Below are 23,466 nucleotides of genomic sequence, written 5' to 3'. Positions count from 1 at the left end.
TGCTTCTTATTTAAGTGGTTAATTTTGTTTGTAACCCCCCTGACACGGTGGTGTATAACGATTGGAGAGTTATATGAAAACTATCGGCCTTCTAGGTGGTATGAGCTGGGAGTCGACGCTTAGCTATTACAAATTGATCAACGAAGGAGTCAAAGAGGCGTTAGGCGGCCTAAATTCTGCAAAAATTTGTATGTATAGCGTGAATTTTTTAGAGATAGAGAAGCTTCAACATCAAGGTAAATGGGAAGAAACGGCAAGCATTCTATCTGATGCTGCATCTTCAATAGAAAAAGGGGGCGCTGACTTCATTCTTATTTGTACTAACACAATGCACAAAGTTGCGCCTCAAATTGAAGCCAGTACTAATATCCCTATACTACATATCGCAGACGCGACTGCTGAGTTACTTCGTGAGAAAGGGGTTCAAAAGGTCGGACTCCTTGGTACTCAATTCACAATGGAGCAAGACTTTTATAAAGGAAGGCTTTCCGACCGTTATGGGCTTGATGTCGTCATTCCCGATCAAGACGACCGCTCTAAAGTACATAACATTATTTATAAAGAGTTATGCCAAGGTGAAATCAAAGAGGAGTCAAGGACGATATACTTGCAAATTATTGAAAAACTAAAATCGCAGGGAGCTGAAGCTGTGATTCTCGGGTGCACTGAAATTGCCTTACTTGTAAACCAAAGTCACACCGATGTTACACTACTCGATACCACTTCTATCCATGCTCAAGCAGCAGTCCGTTTGGCGATTGAAGGTGAATGATCTACGCTTTCTTTCCTGCAAAAAAAGAGAAAACCAAGCACGTGGTTTTCTCTTTTTTATTATCAAGTTATAAGCGAGCAAATTTGAGTGTTCTGTATCCACCAATCAAGTTGCGGGCTTTGTAACCATTGTTGACCAGCTGACGGTATGCTACGTTACCGCGTAACCCAACTTGACAGTAAATCACGATCTCTTTGTCTTTCGGCAGTTCATTCATACGTTGGCGAAGTTGGTCGACAGGAATATTGATTGTGCCATCAATGAAGCCGACAGATTCCAATTCCCCCGGATTACGAACATCGAGCAGAACTTGGTCCTCTGAGAGGTTGTCGATTTCATCAAAATGAATCGCTGTTGCGTCACCTTTAATGATGTTATTCGCAACGAAAGCCGCTTGGTTAATCACATCTTTCGCTGAACCATACGGTGGCGCGTAAGTGAGTTCAAGGTGTTGTAGTTGTTCTACTGTCATACCAGCACGCTGAGCGACTGCCATTACGTCGATACGTTTATCAACGCCATCTTTACCTACTGCTTGCGCACCTAAAATCTTTCCAGTTGCTGGATCAAACAGCATTTTGAACGACACAGTTTCTGCGCCAGGGTAGTAACTCGCGTGGCTGGCTGTGTGGACATACACTTTTTCATAAGTGATGTTGTCACGTTTTAGCTGTTTCTCGTTTTTACCAGTAGAAGCGACGGCTAAATCAAAGATCTTGCAGATCGCCGTGCCTTGCGTACCTTGGTAAGTTTCTTGGCGACCAAGCATGTTGTCTGCAGCCATACGACCTTGACGGTTTGCCGGACCTGCCAACGGAACAAGGGTTTGTTCGCCAGTGACAAAGTCTTTCTCTTCAACCGCATCACCAACGGCATAGATAGAAGGATCGCTGGTCTGCATGTACTCGTTGGTGTAAATACCGCCTAGTGCACCAATTTGAAGACCGGCTTCTTGCGCGAGTTTTGTTTCAGGGCGTACACCAATTGCCATGATCAGGATATCGGTATCAAGCTGGTCACCATTGTTTAGAGACAGCGTCAGTTTTCCTTGAAGGTGTTGGTGTGTGTCATCTTCACCCGCTTCTATGTTAGCGACAGATTGGTTCGCCACAAATTCAACAGAAGATAGAGCAACGCCTAAGCGCAGGTCGACGCCTTTCTCTCGGATTTCTGCATGAGCAAAGCCAGCCATTTCTCGGTCAACGGGCGTCATCACTTGATCCGCCATTTCAACCAATGTGGTTTTTACGCCAAGCTGGTGGAAGGCTTCCATCATTTCCAAACCGATGAAACCACCACCAACGACCGTAGCGTGTTCCACTTTGTTGGTTTCGATCGTCTTAATGATACGATCCATATCTGGGATATTACGCAGCGAATGCGTCAATGGGTTATCAATACCCGGAATAGGCGGCACAACTGGACCTGCACCAGGGCTAAGTAGAAGGAAGTCGTAGCTCTCTTGGTATTCAGAGCCATCAAGTAGGTTCTTAACCGTAACCGTTTTATCTTGGCGGTTAATTGAAACCACTTCGTTCATCACACGAACATCAACATTGAAACGCGCTAAAAAGCTTTCAGGCGTTTGAAGAAGCAGTTTGCTTCGTTCTTGGATATCGCCACCAATGTGGTAAGGCAAGCCACAGTTTGCAAAAGACAACTACATGTTATACTACATTTTATAACTCCTAGGAATGTGTAAGAAAAAGTGAATAAGTATCATCTATATCAACGTGTTAGTAAGCAAATTCAGGCTGAGGAAGGACAGGGTATACAAAGGCAGGAACAGGCTTGTGAGCATTGGATTTCTGATTACAACAAGCGCCTTTTAAGTGAAGGGAAATCGGCATACTCAAAGGGATTAATTTATGAAGATCGTGGTAAGAGCGCTTACACAGCCGCGAACTTTAAAAGAGGTGAACTGGGGGCTTTGATTAATGATATTGAAAATGGAAAGATCGAGAAAGGCGACCTTATTGTTATAGAGCTAATAGATAGATTTAGTCGAGCTAATGTTGACTTTGTCAGAAGTCAATTTCAACGGATTATCGATGCTGGTGTTAAAATTGCTATCACGAAATGGAATCTTGTTTTTGAAGAAAATATGGAATCTGTATCTAGTGTAACAGGAAGAATACTACTTGAAATTGGAATGTACTTAGCATATCAAGAATCTAGTCAAAAAAGTTCAAGAATAAAAGCCAGTAGAAAATTGCTTGAAGATTCAGGAAGGAAATCTATAGCGAAACCACCTTTCTGGTTAGCTAGAAACTCAGATTTAAAATCTTATACAATAATTGAAGAGAATGCGGAAATTATTAGGAAAATATTTGATTTAAAACTTAACTTCAATTACGGGCCTCAAAAAATTATTAAGAGTCTCGGTGACTTGGATATCTACAGATACAGTTTTGATGAAAATGGAAATCTAATAAAAACAAAAAAAAATAGTCCTCTTAGTGAATCATCTATTAATGCATACATCAGAAATACGAATGTAATTGGAAAGTTAGATGGTAAGGATTATTATCCTAGAATTATTGATGATAGAACATTCTATGCAGTTCAAAAAAGAACTCGGGAAAATACAGGTGGAGTTGGTGAAATTTTCCGTAATGTGTTTGTTGGTGTTGGTAAATGTGGTTGCTTAATACGGAAGGAAAATGAGAACGGTTGTGGTAGTTTAGCTAAATGTGGTTATATAATGGCATTCTCTAGTAGGAAAGTTAAGAATCCAACTAAAGGTATGTATTTAAAGTGTAACAGAAAAAGAAAAAGTACTAAATGCGACTCTGTAAATATAAATTATTACTTGGCTCAAAATAAAATTTATAATGTGCTTAAGTCTTTAAAATTTGACATTGACCAAAGTGTAGACATTTCTCACTTAGAGGAGAAAATCAATACGATCGATAAGAGCATGTCAAAGATACGTGAATATATGACACAATATTCTGATGATGAAGAATGGGAGAATCAATATAAAATTAAAAGAATGGAAAGAGAAAAAATTGAAAATGAAATTAAAGCTAGTAAATCACGTATTACAGGAAAATTGTCTAACCTTGATATTGATTTTTCGAAAGAAAAGGATAGAGTTTTATTCAATCAGTTTTTGAAAGATAATCGTATAACAGTATATTTCACAAAGGAGAGAATGGAAATAATTATAGGTTCTTTAAACAACTTTTCGATAAAGTGTGGATATGATGATAGTAACCGTGACATAGATCATATCATTGAATCTTATTCAAAAAATGGTTTAGTTGGAATAGAAGAAAAATCTGGTAAATCAGAAGGTAAGGGATTACTTAGATTTAACCTACCCACTGTACCAGGATCGTAGGAACATTCGAATATGTACAAGATACAAGACTGTTATACGATTGAACCAGCCGTATCATTGTTTTACTCATAATAAATGAGCAGTATTTCTTCTGCTCTAATTTTATATAGATTTATAACCGCTAGAGCAGAAATCTCACTTAACGTTTGGGATAGATGAGCACTCCTCAACGCCTTGAACGGAAGGTGTTGAGTTAAGTTAGAGTTCTACATAGGACGTTCGATTTCGCTCTAAAGATAACTTCAAGTATACAAATCTTAGATATATATGCATAATTTGGTAATAAAATTAATAGTAAACATAAATATTACTATTAATTATATTACAATGAAGAATAGAGCTATACCTATTCAATTCTTAATGAGATATTCATTTTTAGTAAGTAAAGTCTATTTTATTTTTAATTAGTCTTGATGTCATACTACTTACGCAACAAAAATAAATTACACTAAGATTACTTAATATTTAAGTAATTATCTATTAAATCTACTTACATGATAAGAAAATAAAAAAATTTAATTAAGATATTATTTTATAATGTTGAATTTTATGAGGTTATTTATTGATTGTATTTCCTATAAGTTTATTTTAAATGTGAACTGTGCTTTTGTTTGTGTAAAAATAAATATTGAAAATCTTATCATTTAAATTAATAATATAATTATCTAGTTTTGAAGCAAGCTGTGTCTGCGCGTTTATTTGTCCCAAATAAAATCTCCGACAAATACTCCGCCCATTCTGGTTGGTTGCACTAACCCCCTTCGGTGTTAGCGCTAGTTTATCATATGCTGTTAGTCTTAGATCTTAATAGCTATATCTAATTATTTGAGAGGTGAGTATAGATACAATAAAAGGTAATAATTATGAACAACGATGTGTTAGACATTCTAAGAAATGTAGGTGCAAAAGATTTTAGAGCTATTGAAACTGCCGTTAAGACAGTAAAAAAAGAGAAATACAAAGCTCGTAAAGAACCTGCTGATTTACAGATTAAATCAGTAAAGACAAATCTCACTGAAAAAGAATATCAAGAGCTAGTTAAAAAGCAATGTGTGGCTGGTTATTCAAAGCTTTCAGCATTTACTCGTGACATCATCAATAATGCTGTAAAAGTCAAACCTATCATTCTAGAGGCATCTAAAGAGTTCTTCTCAGAAACTTCAGAACTCAGAGATCAAATTAAAACAATTGCCACCGATATTGAGAATAGTAAAGCTCTCACAAGAGAAGAAATAGAAAGTACTCTTGTAGTACTAGCGGGACTATTAAGAGAGTTTCAGGCCACTCGTCACTTGCTAGTGAATAGCTTTACTCAAGAAGCGGCTTATGAAATAGCAAAACAGCATTTAAGTGAAGACAAGCTTGTTCAGGCACTGAAAGAATTAAGAGGCTCAAGTCATGATCTATAAGGAACCTGCACAAAAAGGCGGTAAGCATACTAAGCTAACCGCAGATGCTCTCATAAAGTATGTTGCTGGTGACGATGAACGAGTGGCTAAATATTTAGTAAATTATGGTGCAGGAGCGACTAAAAGCGCTGATGCAGTAACAGAATTTATTTATGCAAATAATATTATACATATCCCTGTAAATGCTAAAAACGCACCAGGGGAGATGTTAGATATGGCGCTTGCGATAAGGGAGATGCAAGAGTCTATAAGGCTTAATCCAACCGCCAAACAGCAATTTAAGCACATGATTGTAAGCTTAGATACTAATGAGAGTTTAACTAATTTCCAATGGTGCAAAACAGCTAAAAAGTTGATGAATCATTTGGGTTACGCAAATTGCCGATATATTGCTTTTAAACATAATGATACCGATGAACAACATATACATGTAGTCACATCAACTATCGATATAGTAACAAGAAAACGCATCAAAGACTCTTATAGCAAGATACGAGCACAAGAAGTAATGAGGGAGCTAGAGATAGAGTTTGGTCTGCGACAATTAGTAAGTAGTAATAAGATTGGTTACGATTCCTATGCTGATATTAATGACGCTAAAATATTTAACAAAAAGGCTCAAATAGCTCGTCTGGTAAAAACTGGTATCAATAAGTTAAAGCCACGCTCTAATCTTGCAGAGTTTGTCACTGCTGTTGAATCAACACATTCAAGCCTCAAAGTTGAGCTACAAACAAAGAAGGGGGTTGCGGTGGGGATCGTATTTAATCTCGACGGAGTTCGAATGTCTGCCTCCCAGTTAGGTGGAAATCGAAAATATACACTCGGAAAGCTTATTGGAAACGGTATTCTACATGACGCCTGTAAGGACCTGAGTAACTATGAAGAAGAACTAGAAAGAGCGGCTGCGCACGCTCAAGAACAATCAGATAATGCGCTTAGAGTTTATGAAAGTAAGCAAGATCAAGATATGAGGACTTATCTTGTGATGCTTTCTGTGAATGTTAGATATCGCAAAGAAGTGGAACAATTCATAGATGACATGAAATGGAATCTGAGAGCACGTAAAAGATTAAAAGGCGCTTCTGATGTCGTGTATGTCGTTGAGATGATTTCTATGCTTAAAGATGTCGAAATGGGTTTTGAAACAGTTATTGAAGCGCTATTTTTGGATACTCTTGATAAAGCATTTAGCTGTATCACTAAGCGAAAAACAATGGAAAATGTATTTGAAAATTTAAGCACAAAACAGATTTCTGAGAGTGACTATAAGACTTTTATTGATACTGATCATGTTGATATCTTACACAAGAATGATAAACCACAACGAAGTTCGGTGAATAAACTATTAGAAAGTATCATTAGCCAGGATCACAAAGGTATAAATAAGTAGCCTAATATTTATAGCTGTCATTAAATGTAATTATATTACTTTCTATATATAATTAACTAGTCATTGCTTTTTAATGCCTCACTAATTATTAAAAATCAATGATTCGTCATAGTTAATAAATATTTTATTAACTTTATCTGTCAATAATAATTAAAATTAGTTTATTCGTAATAGATAAAGTTTATGAATCAACCTGTTAAAATTATATTTTTTGTAAATTCCAGTTTGTTTACTTATATAAAGTTAACTGATATCTTGTATTAAAAGATAAGAATAAATTGTAAGGTTTAAGTTATGGCTAATTATGCGGATGCAATGAATGTCGCGATTGATAAGAAAAGAAATAATATACTTGATGATGGTAAGAACTACACCCCGTATCGACATAGGAAAGGAATGACTGTTTACCTTCGACTAAATATTAAAAGATGTGATGAAGAAGTAAGAAATGGCTGTCCTAAGAATAAGGTGGTCATTGTTGCCAAAAAACGTATTGATGACATTCCAAAATATACATTTGAAGAGTTTCTAGAAAACGATGTAACTGAATGTGTAAAGTCAGGCGAGTATAATGTTACTAAAGGGGCTTACGACAAGTTTATAGCTAAGCACAAATCTTATTATAGATTATATTATGAAGCAAAAACAAATGAATGTCGAGGGTACTTCGATATTGATAGAGCAGGGATTAAGAAACAAGCGGCAAAGGTTTCAAAGCCTGTACATGAGGTCGCGGACATTGTTACAAAATTGGCTTTAGAAGGTTTGTTAACTGTAGTTGAAGCACAGGATTTGTATCAGGCAATGTATAGAATTAAACAAGTGTTAGATGCTTATGTTATGCCTGACGTACTTTTTCATAATATGTTGTTTTCTGATAGAGCACTGGTCGAAAGAATAAAAAATATTAATCATTTATCAAGTGTTAAAATTTCAAGCAAGCTTAATGCTACACGATTTTTAAAGCATAAGGATAAAATAGATTGCTTTGATCAAGGCGATAAGCCTAAAAAAATGAATAGTCAAAGAAAGTCGATAGAGTGCTTCTTTTAATAACTATGGTTCAAAGATAACTTTGACAACTACCAGCTCAAAGAGCTGGTTTTTATTATATAACCTTTTTACTATACTTAAAAACCAAGTGGTTAACTAAACATTCTTGTTTAACTATAAATAAAGGGTTAATATCATTGAGATATGTTATAGAGTAGTATAGGAAGATTCCATATGGATGACATACATGAACAACTTGGCGTCAATAAGTCATTTCTTAACGAAACATTTGCAATGATCCGTATATCAAAAAATGGTGAAGTTTGGGTTCAATACCAAGATAAGATGGATATACCATCAGGCTCTAAAGCAATTAATATTACAGCTGATGTTCTTAAAATTATTGCGCTTTATAAAAGTAGTGAGTAATAATAGTGCGGTTTAATGAAATTAGATTTAGATAATAAGGTTTGAGAAATCGACTGTAATTTATCATTATTATCACTGTTTTCTCTTTCCATTAAAGGGAAGTATTATATTTTATAGATATGGATAGACTATGAAAGCTCGAATTGGAATAGCCGATGAAGAACTAGTTCGTAAGTATATGTTGGATGTTTCAGCTGGTAAATTAAACCATGTAGAAAATTTTCCTCATTTGTGGTTTACATCATTAACGGAGCTGGCCCAGGTTTTAACTAACGAAAATATTAAGCTTTTGTATATGATTTCTCGTGATAGAGCAAATAATGTAAGGAAGTTATCTGAGATAACAGGTCGCAGTGTCGAAGAACTTTCGATTTCTATTGACGACCTTGCATCTAAAGGTTTTGTTCGTATTGATAAGTGTGGAAACGAAGAGTGTCTTACAGCAATCTATACATCTTTTGTGATACTAGTGGGCAAAGAACTGGAAGAGCTGCTTCAATAGCTACTTTGATACTAAAATCAAGCGCACTGATACTTCTTTTGTTGTTCCCAAGGCATAGAACAGAAATGGGGCATGCGAAGAGAAATGGCTAACTCCGCAATATACGACTAACTGGCGAGATATTATACTTAAAGTAACGTGCTAAGAGCTTAATTCGGGACATAGGTATTTTTATCATGCACATAACACCGACGTGATTACGAGTTGCTAAGCTAGCTAAAACGAATGGCGATATTTCTGAGCCAAAAAAAGCTATTTACGATGTGGAAGAAAACTATTATCAAACTTGTTTTCTCAGTAAGGCTCAGTTTTAGTCCTAATTATCACGAAGCGAATCGATTCACGATGGCTTTACCGACACCACTGGTAAGGGGGGCCGTGTAAACAGTTCCATCCATAATAACATGTTCCTGCTAAGGTTTAAATTTAGAATAACGAGCCGAACCTCGCACTAAAGGCTCCTCTAATATGAAGGGAATATCTTTGATTTATGCCAAAATCGATCTCTTCTTCACGAGTGAAGTCTGCCATAGATTCAAATGTAAGTAACGTAGCATCAAAAAATAGAGCGTTAAGAACAATAGGGAAGTTCTAGGGGCAGGATTTGCTTTTTCAGCAATTAGATAATCTAATCGAATTAAGAAACTGTACAAATAAAAGAGATGCTAATGAGCTTCTAAAGTCGGTACATGAAAAACTACAAGATCGTGTTCCTAGTGAAAGTGAATTTATTCCCAAGTTTGTGCAGAACTTGTCATTTACAAATCAAAAAACGACAAACAGGTGAGTTAACTGCACACTTGTATACACTAGAGCATATTGCTCCTCAAAAGCTAGGTCACGAATAGATTGGAATGGTGGGTAACATATTGCCTCTATGTGCTGAGATCAATGGTGATATAGCTGACAAAGATCCTAAAGAAAAACCTAAGCTACTACAGTAAGTCTGAGCTTATTTTAGTTAAAGAGTTTGTTGATGAAGTGAATAGCGATGATTTTGATCTGGACAATTGGAATGAAGAGCAGATTAAGACAAGAACAGAATCGATCGCTAAATTAGCTTATGAACTAGTCTAAGACACTTTAAGCTATAGTCCGCATACTACGAAGTTACGTTGAATTTACCCCGTGATACAACACGGGGATTCACGACTAACAGTGTCAGAAGAATGGATAACTTCTAGTCGGGCAACACCCCATGAACCAGATGCGAGTGAGTAAAAGGTCTAAGCAACTTTGGGGCAATTTCGTGTTTCATGCACTATCAGCAAACCACTGGACATAAGTTCGTTAGAATACATACCCCAAAGTAGCCATAGATTTATTCAACCCTGCCTGAAAATGAGCAGCCGCTCCTGTTAATCAGAATGATAAATGCCCAATAGAGATACATGAAAAAGCCAACTGTAATCACAGTTGGCTCAGTATTCCCCCTTGAACTTTTAAGCCTTATATTGACTAGAGCTGTTAGTTCGGAAAGTGTTTATTTAAGAAGTCCAAAACATGAGTAACGTACTTCTCGGTATCAAAGACAGGTGCACTGTGTCCTACACCTTCTTCAATGAAAAGTTGGTTAGTGACTCCATGCTCATCAAGCTTAGCCTTAAGTATCTCACTTTGAGATAGAGGCACTCGCTTATCCAAGGTGCCGTGTAACTGAATATATGGTGGAGTATTTTCATTCACATAACTCGTCGTTGATGCTTTCTTGGCAAGCTTTGGAATATTGTTTGGAACATCTCCTAAGAAACGAGATACAGACGATTTTTTGCTGGTTTTCTTGCCACCTTTATTACTTAACTCAAGTAAATCGGTAGGGCCAAAAAAGCTCACTACGGCAGAGACCTTGTACTTTGGTGGCTCATAGAAATCTACTTGGTCGTATGCCGAGTTAGTCGCACCAATAAAGCCAGCGAGATACCCACCAGCAGAGCGTCCCATTATCACAAGATTGTCCGCTTTAATACCGAGCTTTTCAGCATTGTCGTACAAATAGTTCAGTGCATCAGTGATGTCTTGTACTGGTTGAGGAAAGATCGCTTCTCCACTTAAACGATAATCAACTGAAGCTAGCGCATAACCTTCATTCAACACAGACTGAAGTAATAATGGGTTCTTTTCTGGGATGGCGTCTTTGCTTCCACGTTTCCATGCACCACCATGTACCCAAACTAATAGCGGGTACTGAGTATTTGATTCAACCGAAGGAGTATAAAGATCGAGTTTAATCTCTCTTTCACCTACAGTTTTGAACAAGATATCCTTCTCTACATTGAACTCCCCAGCCAAACAGACAAAGGGCATAAGTAGCAGAGAAGTCATCGCAGACTTAATTTTCGTATTCATTGTTTTATTATTCGCTTAAAAAAGTGAGTAGATTAGAAAGTCGCTTCAGCCGCTAACCAGTAGCGTCGGCCATCTTCAATGTAGCCAAACTCTTCCTCTGTGGTTTGCTCATCGAACAAGTTATAAACCGCTGCCATTAACTTCACATTCTTAGTTACACGCCAGTTCACACCGAGATCCACGTAAGTAATAGAAGGTGCCAACGTTCTTGTGCTATCACTAGTAATGTTGTTTTTCTCTTTGCCTTGATAGTTCATACGGGCCCATGAAGCAACATCATCACGCACTGCCCAATCACCATTAAGTGAGAAGATATGTTCAGGTGCTTGTACAAGAGGCAAGCCATCATCATCGTCATTAGTGCTCTTTTCACTACGAGTATACGAGTAGGTCGCACTTAGTGTAATTGACTCTGTAATACCCTTAGATACGGAACTTTCTGCACCATAGCTGATCGCATCATCAATGTTGACGTAAGTGCGGTCGCAACTTCTACTATCAGTACAAGTCGGATCGACAAACTCACTTTCGATCTTGTCTTTGAAGTCGCTGTAAAACAAAGTAATGTTTGCAGAAAGGTCTCGCTCATTAACGTAATACAGTCCCATCTCTGTATTGATGGAGGTTTCTGCTGTTAAGTCTGGATTACCGTAAATAGAACAACGTCCTCTACAGCTCTCTTGAACCCACTCTTCGTCCATTTGTGTCAAACTAGGTGCTCGATAACCCGTAGACACACCACCTTTTAGCGTCCAACTAGGGTCAATAGACCAGACCCCGTAAGCTCTTGGGCTAAATTGCCCGTCAAAGATCTCATTGTCGTCGTAACGTAAACCAAGGGTGAGAGCGAATGTATCCGTGAGATACCACTCGTCCTCAGCAAATACTGCCCATTGCTTGTTTTTAGAGGTCAATGACAGTTTATTATCAGTCAGATCCTTTTGCTCGAAAGATGCGCCCAGTGTTAAGTAGTGAGCATTAAGAGGCAGACCCCATTGCGTATTAATTTGACTATTCTCGACTTCTTTATCTGCACCGATATTTTTTACTGTTTCATTACTGATAAATGAAGAACTTGTACCCCAAGAGTAGTTTCCGTCGTGGCTAAAACCAATAGATTGGCGTTCATATTCTCGTACTGCAACTTGAGACTCTCGCTCCACTGATTTACCTAGAGTGGTCTCTCGCTCTTGGTTATGATTGGTGAACTCAAGAGTAAAAGTGTCATCCAAGGTAGGTGTGAGATACAAAGAAGCTCGATAGTTGTCGAGTGTCTTACCTGCATAACCACCTTCAATTTCATCTTCTTTTCTTTCCTGATACAGTCCAGTCAAAGAAGTACTCAACAGACCATCAATGACAGGGCCAGCAAGGTAAAGTTGCCCTTGATAGCTATTGCCAGATTTTGAATTTTCTTGAAGCGTCGTTTCTGCACGCAAGCTTCCGTGCCACTCTTGATAATTTTTACGCGTAATAATATTAATAACCCCCCCCAAAGCATCAGACCCATAAAGGGTTGACATAGGGCCACGTACAACTTCAATACGTTCAATTGCACTCAACGGGGGAAGCCAGTCTTGTTCAGTAAACGTACTACCATTAGTTTGAGTTTCTCGACCAGACTGCTTCCTGCCATCAACAAGAATGGCCGTATATTGAGCAGGCATACCTCGAATTGAGATATCTTGGCCATCACCACCTCCTGTAACGGTTACACCAGGTATATCACTTAAAGCATCAGTCAAATCTTTATATGAGCGATTTTCAAGTTGCTCTCGGGTGAGAACACTTATTGTTGCTGGCGCTTCTGTGACATTCTGTTCGTAACCAGAGGCTGTAACCACTACGGTTTCCATTGCTGTTGTATTGATACCAGTCTCAGGTAACTGGTCATTTGCAACAACGACCATAGGTACAGTAATACAAGCAGAAATAACTGATGTAGAAAATAGAGAGTATGTGAAAAGAGGCTTCATATTGAATAGGCTTAAAATGTAATTGCATTTAATAATTATTATCAATTAAACCTGATTATCATAATCACTGACAAGTTAATCACTATCGAGAAAAGAGAATGTCACTATCCAATATACGAATAGTTAACCACGAATTACCCGATATAAGCATTTAAGCTAAAGTATCGGTTCCAACATAGAGCTGTTTAAAGATCTCTCGTACCCATTCACACATAGGATCATCGTTAAAGCGTTTGTGCCAATATAGGAAGACTTCTTGAAAGTCCAACTGTAGCTCGGCAGGTACTTCTCGAACGATCAAGCGAGGGTCTTGACAAGCTGCCTCTGCAAAAGGTGTTGGTAGATGAAATATAATCTCAGTCTCGGCTGCGATACTTGGAGCAGAACTAAAGTTATTCAGTTGCACTGGTGCTGATAAACGCTTTTTTTTGTTCGCTAACCCTAGCTCTTGGTATTTATGCTCAAACGACAATCGCTTCTCACCCTGCAAAGAGACTTGTCCAAAGTCAAATTCGGCCAAACGCTCTGGAGTTAGCTCTAAATCGGCCAGTGGATGATAGCGGTTCATAAGCAAACGGAAAGTGCGCTTAGCAACAACCATTCGATAGATATTTTGCTCAGAGCTTGGCGGTTGATGAGAGGAAAGTGCGAAATGAACATCTCCAGCCACCAACGCATCAAAATGACGTTTTGGTGCTGAGTCCAAACTGACCTTAAGGTTTGGAGCCTCTTGCCGAATCTTAGCGATAACCTTAGGCATTAAGGTATTAATCTGAGGAAGAAGGCCGTAAACCTTAACGGTGCTTGATACAGTGCTCGGATCAAACGAGTCTCTATGGGCAAGTTTTTCTAAACTGGTAATCACATTATTGATGTCTTGCCTTACTGACTCTGCTTTTGGAGTCAGTTCATAGCCGTATTTCTTGCGCACCAATAATTCGTCATTAAAGAAAACTCTCATTTTTTGCAGTGCTCGACTTACCGCTGACTGGCTCATATTTAAAGCCATAGCGGTGTTAGATACATGCTTTTCTTCGAGCAAGTGCTTTAAAACAAAGAGCAAATTCAGATCAATTTGAGATAAGTTCACGTCAATACCACCCATCAAGCTTCCAGTAGGTGGTATAGTACATAAATCTCTAGAGTTTGAGGTAAGTATTTTCGATACAACAAGGCACTATTGAAACACAATTCTGGTAACAGGACTGCCTCCGTGCTAACACGAAAAGGGGCACTTCTGTGCTACGAAGTACCAACTGTGAAGGTTCTGGACACAAACGTGTTATATATTTCACTAAATTAGCCAAACTTGAATTAATTGAGATAAAGCTATCTCAATTAATTATGGCATTTCAGTTTCCATAAAAAGGATCTGAAAATCTCAAACTTTGCTATTCACTCAGATGCAGTGAACCAGTCCTCAAGATAATGGAAAGGAACTGGATATCGGTAGCAGCGGCAAGCTGTTAGTACTAACGGAGCCTTTCCTTCAGTTACAGCTGACATTTTCTTGAATGAATCTGCCTCGCTACATTCTTGTTTTATATGCTCTAGTGCTGAACTACTATTCATAGGAAAGTCAGTTGATGCAGAGCCATGCGTATCAGAGTTAGAGTACATAGCGTCCTCACTATGTTGGTTTGGATACCAATATTGTAACGTGCTATGTGCCAGTTTTTCTGTGGCAAACTTTTCCAAATCTTGGCTTACTGAATCTAGTTTATACAGAGAGCAAAAAACCGTTAACAGCGGGTACAAAACACTAGCCTCCGTAACTTTATTTTTATAGTTAGTGTCGGCTTTATCTTTATTTCGATGTTCAAGCAGCTTTTCGTAAGAGTTGTGAACGATTGGATACATGCCATTACTTTCAAAACAGAATATGCACCTATTGACCATTTCCGAGAGCCAACTTCGTACAAAATCATCAAGTTCTGAATTATTTGAAAGCAAAGTTAAAGCGAGACCAAGATCAATTGCTTGTGAGTCTTTGTAAGGCGATAGCAACATTGGATTATTAACGACCAATAGGTTAATTGACCTCGTTATTTCTCTGAGGCGAAGCCGTAATTTTTCCTGTTCTTCGCTTTCTCCAGCTATAGGTGGAGTTTCCACGTAATTCTTGGACAGTGAGTCTAAAATCCAGTGCCCTTTAACCGCTAAACGTCCTAAAACATCAAATAGCTTAATATTTACATCAATAGAACTTGGCGAATGAACAGCATGAGAGAGAGCGTATTTAAATTCAACATATGGAATTAAACATCGATCTACATAACAATCAGTAATCTGTTGATATGTATCTAAAATGCTATCAAACGATTTCGAGGACTTGTTCCTTCCTGTGTAGTGATCTTTGACCTTATTCCAAGCCAACAGCAATGCTAGCTCCGACGAAAGATATGCTGATTCTAGATTCCCTCCATCACGACACCATGAGTACAGAACCCATAAACAAACGTTTACCCGCGTTATGGCCGATGCAACAGAATCGGAATCAGTGGCATTTGACAGAACTTCATCAACTAATTGTGAAAAATGCTTATTTGAACTCTCGGGTTCTTCGAGTAAAGCCAAGGATTTTCTTAACAAAGCCTGACAGGAGCTAGGCAACAACTTCTCCTTCAGCAAGTACTTTTGAATGAACTCTGAGAGTTTATCTCCATTCCACTCCTCAAAAGAAATATTGTCTCGTGTATTCCGTTTCTCATACCCAGAGACTTCCTGCCTAATACCAGAGTTAACATCCCCGCCAAAACATAAACAGATGACTATTTTTTTATCCCGATGTTCAGGAGGCAGGCGACTAGGGATAAATGAGTCTTGAATCTCATCTAACGAGGGCCTAAGAGCTTGATCTGTATTCCCATTCCAAGTATCACGAGTAAGGTTTCCAGACTTAACAGAGAACAAATAAACTTTTTCTTCCTCCGCCTTAACATGTCCAACTGCTGCTATATCAACGCCGTATTCTTTAACCCCACGAGTCGGTGAAATGAACACATTCATTCCCATGCTACTCAATAAATCGGGTAACACAGCATCTAATTCCTTACGCTCTTTCAGAGAAGCTAAGTATTGCTTAAGAATTAATTTCATTTTTCATTCTCTCACAACGGTAAAGTCGTAACATATAATCTAGTGACTCTGGATCCAGGACGTCTAAACTTGGCATTTCAGTAGAATGAGAAAAAGACTGCATTTGCATCTCTTGCCGAATTGTCTCTCCGTCCCCCTTATGTACATAGTAAATTGAGCTATTACCATACAATAAAATCTGCTTTGTTGAGCACAGATGGTCAATAAGCGATCCTCTAGATGCTTTTTCGTAGGCTGTCTGCATATGCCTGTTGGATTCTTTCCAGTAAACATTTATATTTTCGCTGGGTGCCATTAGCTCCTTTAATTCAGATACTTTCTCAATATCAGAGTGGTAAGACTGTAGTCTACTGAGAAGATGTTCACATAGATGTGCTTGAAATCCTTTATCAATGCATGATTGGAAGAATCGCTTAAGCTGTCCAGGATAACTCAAAAGCAAGGGATAGTATAAAATCTGTTCAAAATCTTTACTTATAGCTGTCGAAGCAGTTTCGCAAATAGATAGAATGAAGCTTGCTGCTGATATAGGGCGCATAAAGAGCCAACCTACAGCCTTGTGACTCACAAATATCTGCTTCACTTCATCATCTAGCAATGCCATATCAGCCTTTAGTTCAATGTCCTTGCCCGTTACATCATGAAGTAAATCCAGAGCACCATGACAAAGTGATACTTCTCCAGATAGGAACCACCTTGTAATAATGTGGTTAAGTAAATCTCGATGTTTACGCAGTAACTCATTAGATAAATAGCCTAAATCCGTGATTTCCACACCTACAGCTAAGATTGATTCCAATAATTCGACTGCAACTGAAGTTGAACCGCTCTTAACCAATTTAACTAACACATAATTAATATTGCTGACGGTGCTATTATGCTCAGGTGAAACATTGAAAAGTTGTTTTACCAGAAGCTCAAGAACACTCTGCGGTAGGGCGACTCTTTGAAAGGCGACAATATCTGATATCTCATAGATAACCTCTGGAGAAGCTCCCTCAACAAACGTCAGTAGAATATCTTCAATCGGCTGCCAATAAGATGGGAATGTTTGTCCAAAACAAAGCATTGATTTCAGTATCGAAGCACAACAATCGCTGTCGCACTCATTTCTAGCACTGTTGTTAAGTATTCTCCAAATGACATTAGCCTGAGTTTCACCTACATCCAGCCTCCCCAAAGTAAAATATGCTTGTCTCCTGATCAGCTCATGTCTATCAGCAATCAAATTTTCTATCGTCTGGATAGCTTCGGTTACATGATTTGAGTCGTATGCGAGAATTGAACTGGATAGAAAAGGGGCATATGTACTAAGCTCACTTTGTGCCAAGATAAATCCAACACTATATCTAGGACGAGAGGCTTGCGCTCGACAGAAACGTTCAAAGGCCCCATATACGCCACTACTACCACCCTGCTGCGTAAGATGAACTAAGCAACGTAGAACATCGTCAACACTTGCATTTAGTAAAGGTAACGCGCTTTCAAAGGCATGCAAAGTTGTGAAAAAATCGTATCCGTTGGAGCTTTTATCAACTCCTCTTACTATCTCGACAAGATCAATCTCTCCTGAGTTATGTAGCTCAGACAGTGCCTCCTTTAAGATTTTCTCTTCAGTTCGTATTTCTTGGATATACAAATCATTAATCTGTGCCAGCAAACCATCTGCTGTTTCGCTTGCAGCTAGCAAACTAGCTTTTGTTTCTTCTAATGACATTTCATGCCCCTAACTAGACAGCCACTAAACACTTTGTTGGATAAAGAAAATTAGGTCAAATAAAGGTGTTATAATTGAGATTTAGAAGGTGCCTAAAACGTTTTGGGGCACTTCTGTGCTACGAAGCAACAATGAATACTGCAAACAATGAATACCAACATTTACGGACTACGCAAGGATTTAACTAGCTGAACGACACCTGACACCTTTGAAACGACAATACCGTTAGATAGCCTTCATTTTTGCGAGGAGGTTGAGGAGTAAAGCGTCTACTTCTTCCGATTGAGGGGGTAAACGTGTCTCTGACGGTAAAGAGCTGTAACCGTAGGTACTTTCACACCACTCATTTGAAGCTAAGGCCGCACAAAGGCCGCTATCATGTGTAAAGCCAATAGTCTCAAACACAACCATCGCTCCAATGAGTACCAATGAGAGTAAGCTAGTAAAAAACTGAAGGCGTATCTTCCAAAATAAGGATTTCTTAGCCTTATCAGTCAATGGCGCTTTATTTTTCTGTTTTTCATTATTGTATGATTCTTGTTTTATCTTAGAATCGATTACAACTTCAAATGCTTTGTAGCAAAAGAATGCACTGATCATGACAAATATTATAGCCAAGATAAGCAGGACACTTGTAAAAAAAAGCTTTGCATTTGCCCCTATTGCGGCAGTAAAGGCGAGTATGGCAATAAGAGTTAAAAGTAAGTGTTTTGAGAAATCGAGAATGCTATCTACCACTATGCTACCTCATTGAGATCGCTTTGATTCAATTTCAGAGCAAGATCCACTACTACCTTTTTCATTGTTCTTGCGTCTTTACTGTTTTTTATAAGAAGCAAGAGTCCTCCTAGGCGAAAACTATCCTCAATACTCGCTTCCGCAAGTACTTCGAATATTTTATTGAATTTACTAAAACCGCGCTTCTTAAATCGCTCCAGATCTCCTTCATCTGTATGCTGAAGGACAAGTTCACCCACTTTGTTAAGATTGACACCTTTATCAACGGTATGAGCTTTTAGCATCCCCTTAAATGGCGTAGTCATATGACCATATATTCTAGTGAAATCAAAAACATTAGCGTAAAACCTAACGGTTTTTCTTCTCATTTCCTTTGGGCTTACTTTGCTTTGAATACCATCTGATGTTAAGAGTGCTTCCTCATTCATTACATCGATAGAATTGATGATGAACGCTCTTACAATTTCACGGCCAAGAGAGGAGTGCTTGTTCTCATCGTACCAAAGTAACCAGAGAGCAATCACATAGTAATACTTGTTGCTTGCCTTAAGAACTACATCTACGTAAGAGGTGCCCTTGTAGTGGATATAGCATGTTTCAGTAATAGGAAAGGGAGCAACAGAGATTTTAAAATCATCTTCGTCTGAACACGGGAAGTAAGCTGAACGATTTGGGTCTATCCTACCAACTACTCGAAGTCGTTCTAACACTTGAGGAGTCAGCTTATGGAAGTGGAACTGAATGAACTCAGCGTGTTCTGGGTTAATGTTTTTGAAAAGTCTTAGCTGAAGTTCTTCGTATAATTTACTGTATAAAACTGCCATTGTGATGTTTGTGCTCCACTCTGAACAAGTTGATTATAAAACCGTATGTCTTATCTTATGCGGTCATATGCAACCAAGTCCAAGGTGATTGCTAGAAACTGTTACCAATGGCTCGAAACAGCAATACATTCCTCTCTTTTTCTAAAAACTTCAATTGGTGGTTAACCCATTAGCTAACCTTATCTCATTGGAGACAGGCTCTAAAACGGTTTGGGCATAAATTTGTCAAGGTTTTGCTGACACATCCTTGAAGTTTTTAAGTAACAAAGTACGTATTGTGATGAAGCGATCAATATTCGTATGTCTTAACTCTTAACTTACCCAGGTAGTTCCTAGTTTTTGGATGGTTCGTTAACGAATGCGACCACCTTTCTTTTGATACATATCGAGGTCAACCAAACTGATTAATTGGTTCGATGTTAATCTCTCATCGCCTTTCATGTTGTAAACATAACTTCCAGTAGTGACGGTGATGGAAAGTGATGAACGAGCAAGTGGTAGTCGTTGTTTTGCGAGTGTTTCGTGCAGTTGTTTACACCAAACATTGATTTCTTGATGTGTTGCATTGGGTAGCACCGCAAGGAATTCGTCGCCGCCATAACGTGAGATAGATTCGTAAGGCTTCTGAATATTCTTGAGTGTACTACCCACATAAGACAAAACTTCATCCCCGACCACATGTCCTTCTGTATCGTTGATTATTTTAAGATGATCGACATCTATAAAGACTAGCCCTAGTGAGTTCAATTGTTCATTTTTTAAAGACATTTCTAAGTATGTCATCCCGTACTCACGAGTTTCAACTTTAGTTAAGCAGTCCGTTCGAATCTGATTTTCTAAAGAGCACACCTTATCCTTGAGCTTCTTATTTTCTACTTCTAAGAAACGTATCTGATTGATTAGATCCTGCCATGTCGCTTTACTAATTGTGCTGATATCAAGGGGTTCAGCAGAGACATTCTTATCACACGTATTAACAGACATTATGCACTCCAATGTTAAAAGTGTCCTTAATAGAAGTGATCTTAAATTCAAGTACGACATTATGTGTCACATAGAGCAAGGGATTTTCTGTGCGTTAGAAATGGCTCTATCACTCAAAGTGATTGTTTTTTAAGCGGTTTGGTGCGACACAATTTGACATATAACACGTTATAGTCAATTTGTTAGGTATATGGCTGCTTGTTTCTTAACTAAAGGTTGCATATTGAGGTATAAGGAGTTCATTAAAAGGTATGACATTACAATATGAAATATCATTTCTTTTCAGTTGTATCAAATAAAGACATCAGTTTTTGAAAAATTAGGTAAGACTAAGTATGGCCAAACGAACGAGCACTCACGAGTCTCTTGTTGTAGCGTTTGAGTTGCTAAAGCGGATACCAAAATCACATCAAGTTACGGCACGAGAGCTTCACCAGCAACTAGAGCATATCGGTATAGAGAGGGAACTCCGTACAATTCAGCGGAATTTAGAACTGCTTTGTGAACACTTTGACATCATTCGTGATGAAAGAAGTAAACCATATGGATATCGCTGGAACAAAGAAGCTGGGGGGGTGACGCTACCTAAGCTGTCAGCACAAGAGGCATTGCTTTTAAACCTAGCAGAAGAGTATTTGATTAAGCTCTTACCAGTTAACATAACAGCGTCACTTGATGGTTTTTTTCAAGAGGCAAAATACAAACTCAACCCAACGAGTGGAAACTCTAGAGAAAGAGAGTGGCTAAAAAAGGTGAGAGTAGTGAGTGAAACTCAACCACTATTGCCACCCAAAATTGCCACAAATGTATTTTCCGCAATTAGCGAAGCTCTATATCACGATCGTTTGCTCAATATTGATTATTACAATACTAAACAAGTTCAAAAGTCTGCATTGGTGATGCCGTTAGGTTTGGCTCAGCAAGGCCAACGAATGTACTTAGTTTGTCGATTTGATGGCTATGACAACGAACGGAGCATCGCAGTTCATCGGGTAAGTAAAGCCTCTGTTTCATCTTTCGGTTTTGAACGCCCAAAAGAGTTTAAGCTAAGCCAGTATGATGCTGATGGAAGGTTTGGTTTTGGCGAAGGACAGAAGATCTCCCTCGAACTTGAAGTTAAAAATGAGTTAGCGTTGCTTCTTTCGGAAACACCAATCTCGACAGACCAAAACATTACCCAACAGGGGGATATATACAAAATTTCAGCAACTGTAGTTGACTCAAAGCTATTAGCTCAATGGCTCTCTGGCTTTGGTGACTTAGTTATAACACAACGCATAACTGAGTATTTGAAAGGTTAAATGAGATGGATATAGATAGCTTGATGAATGGTCATTTAGCATCACTAGAAGAAAAGAAAGAAACAACGCCTTTGGTATCATCAGGTAAATATAATCGTTATCTTGAAGATTCAGATCTTGGGTTGGAACTATTTGCCAGCTTAGTCGCAAAACCAGAGGTAAGAACTCCGAGTGATCAAATTTTAGAAGATATAGATAAGCTAATTAATCAAAAGTTTTTATCGCACACAGAAAAGAGTGAAAATACTAGCGGTGCAAGTGCTTATGTTCGACTTCTTGAGTGGTTTGATTTACTTAAAGAAGCGGTGTCATTTCCTCAGTTACAACAGAGTCATACTGTGGCAGTTGGAGGCTCTTTTAGTGCAGGTAAAACACGTTTTCTCAATACTGTTTTAGGTTGTCCTTCACTTCTTCCTGTAGACACGACTCCAACTACGTCCATACCCACTTTCTTATTCAAAGGGGCTTCGAACAGCATTGATGCACTGAATTTCTTTGGAAAGAAGACCGAAATTGACGAACACGCAGTCAAAGCGATTTGCCATGCATTCAACAAAAAGTATCGAGTGACCTTTAGTCATATATTGCAAATGATTGCTGTTGAGAGAGAGGTTTTTCATTATGGCAATCTGATCTTTTTGGATACTCCAGGATATAGCAAATCTGATAACCAAAAGAAGATTGATGAAAATATTGCTCGCACTCATTTAAGAGCGGCAGATTATCTAATTTGGTTAGTAGATAGTCAAAGCGGTACCGTTCCCCAACAAGATATCAACTTTCTTCAAGGCCTGGAGCTAGAGCAGCCAGTCTTGGTAGTAATGAGTAAGACTGATAAGAAATTGGAATCAGAAGTCAAAAGCATTATCGAAGTAGCCAAAGTTGATCTTGAACATGCCGAGATAAGTTTTGTAGATGTGATTGGGTACTCTTCGGTAGAAAATATGGAGATCTCAGCGCACGGTGATCGACTAAAAGAGTTTTTGGCTCAAGTAAACCAGGGGAGTGACGGCTCAACATTGAAATGGCAGCTTTCAAAAATCTTTGAAGAATATCACCGAGAATACTTGGCTACTCAACAAACACTGAAACTAACGATTGGTACGTTAAATGAGCTTATTTTTGATGAAAATTTAGTTGGGGACAAGAAAAAGCACTTAGCTGATTTTCACAGAAAGGTTAAGTCTCAGCTAGATATTCTTCATCACCAAAAACGTGACTCAGAAAAAATTTATGCCCACATCGAAGGTTTACTGATTGAGGTGTGTAGGTTAAAAGAAATTGCATTGGCCAGTAGTCCAAGTGTGATGCAATTAAACTCGATGAAAATAAAAACAGATCGGATACAGAGAGACATAGTGACTTTTGACGCGCTTCTTCAAGGTGACCTAAAGGTTCTTTCTGGAATGGCGAATCTTAACTCCCTGCAAGGCAGAGTGGTCAAGATCAGTCCGATTGGCGTGTCTATTCAATTGGATGATGCTCCTGAAATAGAGATTATGGTGTTAATGATAGTTATAGCCAAGACTGCACCCGCTATAAAATCGGAGCAGTTCTACATATCACAAGAAGTCCAAGTTCAAATTATTAGTGATAAAAAATCATTAGTATCAGTCAGTTTCGATTAATAAGGTAAA

The 23,466-nt window shown here is 38.3% G+C and carries 17 protein-coding genes and 1 pseudogene; 9 read left to right on the top strand and 9 right to left on the bottom strand.

Translation table 11 applies throughout. The annotated features are described in order from the left end of the window. Positions 1–73: 73 nt before the first annotated feature. Positions 74–772, top strand: coding sequence for an aspartate/glutamate racemase family protein (locus R7O13_RS04120; protein WP_262665011.1), 699 nt, complete (start codon positions 74–76; stop codon positions 770–772). 67 nt (positions 773–839) lie between these two features. On the opposite strand, the pseudogene R7O13_RS04115 reads toward R7O13_RS04120, so the two are convergent. Next, positions 840–2,432: pseudogene (locus R7O13_RS04115) on the bottom strand (FAD-dependent oxidoreductase); the annotation flags it as partial. A gap of 48 nt (positions 2,433–2,480) precedes the next feature. Between R7O13_RS04115 and R7O13_RS04110 the strand changes: the two are divergent. The 6 genes from R7O13_RS04110 to R7O13_RS04085 all read left to right on the top strand — a co-directional run bounded on the left by R7O13_RS04110 (position 2,481) and on the right by R7O13_RS04085 (position 8,844). Next, positions 2,481–4,118: a recombinase family protein gene (locus R7O13_RS04110; protein WP_318303066.1), complete on the top strand. Its 1,638-nt coding sequence runs from the start codon at positions 2,481–2,483 to the stop codon at positions 4,116–4,118. Between the two features lie 863 nt (positions 4,119–4,981). Then, positions 4,982–5,527, top strand: coding sequence for a chromosome partitioning protein ParA (locus R7O13_RS04105; protein WP_193281402.1), 546 nt, complete (start codon positions 4,982–4,984; stop codon positions 5,525–5,527). Next, on the top strand, positions 5,517–6,920 hold the full coding sequence (locus R7O13_RS04100; protein ID WP_193281401.1) for a relaxase/mobilization nuclease domain-containing protein: 1,404 nt from the start codon (positions 5,517–5,519) through the stop codon (positions 6,918–6,920). The genes R7O13_RS04105 and R7O13_RS04100 overlap by 11 nt, the downstream gene beginning before the upstream one ends. A gap of 294 nt (positions 6,921–7,214) precedes the next feature. Beyond that, positions 7,215–7,973 carry a hypothetical protein gene (locus tag R7O13_RS04095; RefSeq protein WP_193281400.1) on the top strand — a complete coding sequence of 253 codons (759 nt, stop codon included), beginning with the start codon at positions 7,215–7,217 and terminating at the stop codon, positions 7,971–7,973. 174 nt (positions 7,974–8,147) lie between these two features. Next, entirely contained in the window at positions 8,148–8,342 is a 195-nt protein-coding gene (locus tag R7O13_RS04090; RefSeq protein WP_025607111.1) for a hypothetical protein, read from the top strand. Positions 8,343–8,472: 130 nt separating this feature from the next. Further along, entirely contained in the window at positions 8,473–8,844 is a 372-nt protein-coding gene (locus tag R7O13_RS04085; RefSeq protein WP_169614530.1) for a transcriptional regulator, read from the top strand. Positions 8,845–10,311: 1,467 nt separating this feature from the next. Here R7O13_RS04085 and R7O13_RS04080 read toward each other — a convergent pair. The 8 genes from R7O13_RS04080 to R7O13_RS04045 form a co-directional block, all read right to left on the bottom strand. Beyond that, complete coding sequence (locus tag R7O13_RS04080; protein ID WP_318303063.1) at positions 10,312–11,190, bottom strand: alpha/beta hydrolase; 879 nt, start codon at positions 11,188–11,190, stop codon at positions 10,312–10,314. 32 nt (positions 11,191–11,222) lie between these two features. Beyond that, a complete protein-coding gene (locus R7O13_RS04075; protein WP_140360243.1) occupies positions 11,223–13,166 on the bottom strand; it encodes a TonB-dependent receptor domain-containing protein in 1,944 nt (647 codons plus the stop codon). A 151-nt stretch (positions 13,167–13,317) separates the two neighbouring features. After that, entirely contained in the window at positions 13,318–14,271 is a 954-nt protein-coding gene (locus R7O13_RS04070; RefSeq protein ID WP_218955748.1) for a LysR family transcriptional regulator, read from the bottom strand. A 290-nt stretch (positions 14,272–14,561) separates the two neighbouring features. Beyond that, positions 14,562–16,265, bottom strand: coding sequence for a hypothetical protein (locus tag R7O13_RS04065; RefSeq protein WP_140360244.1), 1,704 nt, complete (start codon positions 16,263–16,265; stop codon positions 14,562–14,564). Further along, positions 16,249–17,982 carry a hypothetical protein gene (locus R7O13_RS04060; protein WP_005376130.1) on the bottom strand — a complete coding sequence of 578 codons (1,734 nt, stop codon included), beginning with the start codon at positions 17,980–17,982 and terminating at the stop codon, positions 16,249–16,251. Before R7O13_RS04060 ends, R7O13_RS04065 begins: the two co-directional genes overlap by 17 nt. Before the next feature lie 225 nt (positions 17,983–18,207). Continuing rightward, the gene (locus tag R7O13_RS04055; protein ID WP_025605171.1) at positions 18,208–18,720 is read right to left on the bottom strand and encodes a hypothetical protein; all 513 of its coding nucleotides are present in this window, start codon (positions 18,718–18,720) and stop codon (positions 18,208–18,210) included. After that, entirely contained in the window at positions 18,720–19,544 is an 825-nt protein-coding gene (locus R7O13_RS04050; RefSeq protein WP_005376134.1) for a hypothetical protein, read from the bottom strand. Before R7O13_RS04050 ends, R7O13_RS04055 begins: the two co-directional genes overlap by 1 nt. A gap of 351 nt (positions 19,545–19,895) precedes the next feature. Continuing rightward, entirely contained in the window at positions 19,896–20,528 is a 633-nt protein-coding gene (locus tag R7O13_RS04045; protein WP_140360245.1) for a GGDEF domain-containing protein, read from the bottom strand. Positions 20,529–20,863: 335 nt separating this feature from the next. On the opposite strand from R7O13_RS04045, the gene R7O13_RS04040 reads away from it, so the two are divergent. Together R7O13_RS04040 and R7O13_RS04035 are read left to right on the top strand one after the other, a co-directional pair. Next, a complete protein-coding gene (locus tag R7O13_RS04040; RefSeq protein ID WP_140360246.1) occupies positions 20,864–21,829 on the top strand; it encodes a helix-turn-helix transcriptional regulator in 966 nt (321 codons plus the stop codon). Between the two features lie 5 nt (positions 21,830–21,834). Beyond that, entirely contained in the window at positions 21,835–23,457 is a 1,623-nt protein-coding gene (locus R7O13_RS04035; protein ID WP_140360247.1) for a dynamin family protein, read from the top strand. Positions 23,458–23,466 lie beyond the last annotated feature (9 nt).

This window comes from Vibrio sp. Y176 (assembly GCF_033438945.1).
Note: the sequence above shows the minus strand (reverse complement) of the source record. Positions and strands in the feature narration are given on the sequence as shown.